Genomic DNA, 3,835 nt, shown 5'->3' on the forward strand with positions numbered 1-3,835 from the left:
CTGATGGTACTGCAACCGGGAGGTTGTGGGAGAGTAAGTCACCGCCGACACCAAACAACAAACAAACAACAAAATAATGTTTATACGGTAGTCCCCGAAAGACCACCACCCCGAATAATTCTGGGTGGTTGGTGTTTCGGGGATTACTTGGTGTTTTACCCCCGCTTGTATTTGTGGGTTGTTCTCTGTCGAGCTGGGGGAATGCGTGGTAGGTGTCGTGGTTTTACCCCCTAGTGTCAGGTGTGGTGGGTAGGGTGAATCCGTGTTAGACGAAAACACATTCGACACTTTTAAGGGTGTAGTACACCCCGGGGGATACGACCACGATGACAACTAACACACCACCACCCACCACCAGGCACGAGCCAGTAGGCGACACCACGCCGGGGAATAGCCGTAAAGCCGGCGAGCCACTGGACTACGACACCAACACTGATCCTGATACCAACACTGATCCTGATTACGACTCTGATGGTGAGGCTGAGGGGGAGGTACCGGTAGTCTTTTACGCCACCAACACACCCGGCAATCCTATTGCCGCAGCTGGAGCACACGCCCGGAAGAACTCCTGGTTTTTCTACCAGTCACTGTTGCCAGACCTCGACGACGACGTCGATCTGACACTGACCAGCCTGGCTAAAGACCTAGGCCTAACCCACAGCACCCTGTCGGGGATTATCAGGGCACATTTCCGCATGCAAGAACTACCGCTAGTGGCAGCCACGAATTCTGAGCAGTGGATCCTGGATACACCACGCCTGAGGGTTATCGACAGGGAAATAGAACGTATAGGCGACAACCACGACCACATAGGCCTCGTGGATGCCGCCCTGGCAGACTTTCTCACCCCGACAGCACTGTGCCAGCATGTACCCACAGTGGCAGAAATCCGCCGGTTTATCCGCGACTTCATCGACACCCACAATCTGGCAGACGATGACACCGACAAGGTCGAGCCCACCCTTAACGTGTCAGTGCATAACAACCGCGCCACCATGAGCCTCATGTGTGATAAAGCTACGGCCGCTATTATCGCCCGCCACATCGATTCCCAAGCCGACAATAATCAGTGCGGTGCCGGTGAGGCGCTTATCCAACTCATCCTGGATGACACGCATACGGGCCTGATCCCCGGAAAGTAGACACGACGGGGGTTAACTATGCGACTTTAGCCAGTGTAGCTGAAGTCTCGGCTTCAAAGACATCAGGAGCTACGAGGTTGCACCAAGAGTGGCGCCTGCGGGTGTTGTAGCGCATGCACCACCGGAAGACTTCCTGTCGGCAGGTGATCGGATCCTCAAAGACTTTCCGATCACGCATCACTTCCCGCTTTAAAGTAGCGTTAAACGATTCTGCCAGGGCATTATCGGCACTCGTTCCAACCGCGCCCATGGACTGGCGCACACCTAACGACGAGCAGTAGTTCCTAAAGGCTTGTGAGGTGTACACGCTGCCGTGATCGGAATGGAAAATAGTCCCGTCAAGACTGCCGCGCACGCCGTGTGCGTGGGCTAGAGCATCGATAACTAGTGAGACCCGCATGTGGTCTGCGAGTGCATAACCTGCAAGTTTACGTGAATACGTGTCAATGACTGTGGCAAGGTACATGTTTTTGCCTCCCCTACACGGCAGGTAAGTAATGTCACCGACATACACACGATTTGGCTCGCCAGCTGTGAACTTGCGGCCTACTAGATCTGGCATGACACGGTGACCAGGCTTACGCCTGGTAGTAATGCATCGACGCCGTTTGCTAAAGCCTTTTAGTCCCATGGTTTTCATGATGCGTGCAACCTTCTTGTGATTGACCGGGGTATACGCCAGGTCTTCCTTAAGGCTTGCGGCGATGCGTTTAGCTCCGTAAAGACCATGCTCATCATCGAAGATGGTCTTGATTCTTGCACCAATAAGACCGTCAGAATATATCTTTAACCTGCGCTTTTTGCGGGTGCTCACCCATTTGTAAAACGAGGAACGATTCAGCTTTAAAACGTGGCACATCCGCATAAGCCGAGTATTCGGTTCGGTGGTCATCGACAAACTGGAAGCGGATCACCAGTGAGTCTCTTCGGCAAAATATTTCGCGGCCTTACGCAGGATATCGCGTTCTTCGCGCAGCTTAGAGACTTCCTTTTCTAGCTGGCGGATTCGTTCAGAATCAGTCGTCGCCTGGGTCTTGTCGCGCATGGCCTTCGTGCGGGCACGTTTGCCGGTGCCGTACTTTTTGACCCAAGAATGTAGCGAGGCACGGTTGATTCCGAGCTCTGCTGATGCTTTGTTCAGTGAGAGGTCCTCATTGTTCTCATAGAGGGCCACGGCATCGCGTTTGAACTGTTCGGAGTACCTGGACATGGTGGTAGATTACCAATCTTGCCAGCTCGACTGGGCTGGATATCAGGTGTCCACCAAACAGGGGTCAGGTCCGTCTATCGAGAAGGGGGTCGCTGAAAAGAAGGCGGACGGCACCGTAATTGTCCATGATCAGGACGGAAAGGTTGCTGCTACCCTTCAGAAGTCTTTCCTTGTCTCCGATGGATCTGTCAATCATGTCGACTATGACGTAAATGGTGACACCGTTGTAGCCAAGTACTCTTCGCCACTTGTCAAAGGGAAAAAGACTCCAGTAGTGAATCAGGATGTAGGAGATTGCATCTTTGGTTCCATGGGTGCAACGGGTGCGGCACTGGCCATGGGAGGAATCATCCTTAGTGGGGGAACAGGGCTAGCCGTGGCGGGAGCTGTAGTAACTGCCGGTGCTGCTAGTGGACATGCAGGTTACACTTGCGGTAAAGCTGCGAAAGGCCGTTAACGGCCTAGGCAATTAGAAATAGTCTAGAGAGAGATGATCCTTTTGAAGAATTCCTCACAACGAACCGTAGGATTTTGGCTTTCCCTTATCGGCTGGCTTATTTTCACCTTCAGTGTAGGCTATGCAATCGCTAGTGGAAATACTGTCACTATAGTCCTTCTGTCAGCGGCATGGGTACTTTTGACCGGTTCAATGGTTTCCCTGTTTTTTAAGCAAAAAAGGGAAACCCTTTAGTACACAGATTGGCGGTCCTAAGAGCTCTTGCTCTGAGACCGCCAATTGACATTAATACAGGTTTGAGCGGCGCGCACTTGGGTCAGTTAAAGCGAGGGATGAAGGTACTGTCGCATTCTTTCGGAAATCCTCCGCTTTTGGAGACACTCTAATTTTACGCTGCTGAAAATCCTTCTTCGCATAGAATGCGTCTAATGTCATTGCCCGAGCCGTAGCCAGCGCAGGAGAGGTCAAAGAGGGCCCTGACCATCGACGAAGCCTGCCGTATTCCACTAGGCCACTCGATGAACCATTTCCTCCAAGAAAGCGGGATTGGACAGCGCGGAACAGGCGGGAGCAACTTCTACGCCTTGCTGGCTCAATGATTACCGTAAAAAGCGACGACGGCGTTCACGCACGTGGACGTCACACCCAGATCATGGAGGAATGGGATCTCTGGTTCGACTCCCGCGACCCCAACCAGGGCAGCTTCATTGAGTCCTACCTTAAACTCACACCCCAGTTCTTCAAGCACATTGCAGAATCCCCCATCCCTATCGACCTCAACGTCCTGCGAGAGCTCAACAAACCACGAGCCATGAACCTCTACATCTGGCTCACGGTAAAACAGTACTGGCTGGCGAAAAACAACCGCGAAGCCTACACCTTCACCTGGGAGATGATCGCCGCCAACTTCGCCACCAAAGCGTTAGACTCCAACGACGCACGACAGAACTGAAGCGTCCTGGGTTTAGTTCCTACCTCAGCTAAGGAAGGATTGAACTATGCCTAGAAAGTATTCCGTCGAGTTCA

At 52.6% G+C, this 3,835-nt stretch carries 2 protein-coding genes and 2 pseudogenes; 3 read left to right on the forward strand and 1 reads right to left on the reverse strand.

Translation table 11 applies throughout. The features are described from left to right. Nucleotides 1–326 precede the first annotated feature (326 nt). On the forward strand, nucleotides 327–1,142 hold the full coding sequence (locus ABRP98_RS11535; RefSeq protein ID WP_349859336.1) for a hypothetical protein: 816 nt from the start codon (nucleotides 327–329) through the stop codon (nucleotides 1,140–1,142). A 16-nt stretch (nucleotides 1,143–1,158) separates the two neighbouring features. Here ABRP98_RS11535 and ABRP98_RS11540 read toward each other — a convergent pair. Next, nucleotides 1,159–2,352 (reverse strand): annotated as a pseudogene (locus ABRP98_RS11540) (IS3 family transposase). On the opposite strand from ABRP98_RS11540, the gene ABRP98_RS11545 reads away from it, so the two are divergent. Together ABRP98_RS11545 and ABRP98_RS11550 are read left to right on the forward strand one after the other, a co-directional pair. Then, nucleotides 2,351–2,809: a hypothetical protein gene (locus tag ABRP98_RS11545; protein WP_349859338.1), complete on the forward strand. Its 459-nt coding sequence runs from the start codon at nucleotides 2,351–2,353 to the stop codon at nucleotides 2,807–2,809. The pseudogene ABRP98_RS11540 and the gene ABRP98_RS11545 overlap by 2 nt on opposite strands. A 518-nt stretch (nucleotides 2,810–3,327) precedes the next feature. Beyond that, nucleotides 3,328–3,761, forward strand: a pseudogene (locus tag ABRP98_RS11550) (replication protein RepA). The last annotated feature ends 74 nt before the right edge of the window (nucleotides 3,762–3,835 follow it).

It is taken from the genome of Corynebacterium sp. KPL2838 (assembly GCF_040225455.1).
GTDB classification, from domain to species: Bacteria; Actinomycetota; Actinomycetes; order Mycobacteriales; family Mycobacteriaceae; genus Corynebacterium; species Corynebacterium rhinophilum.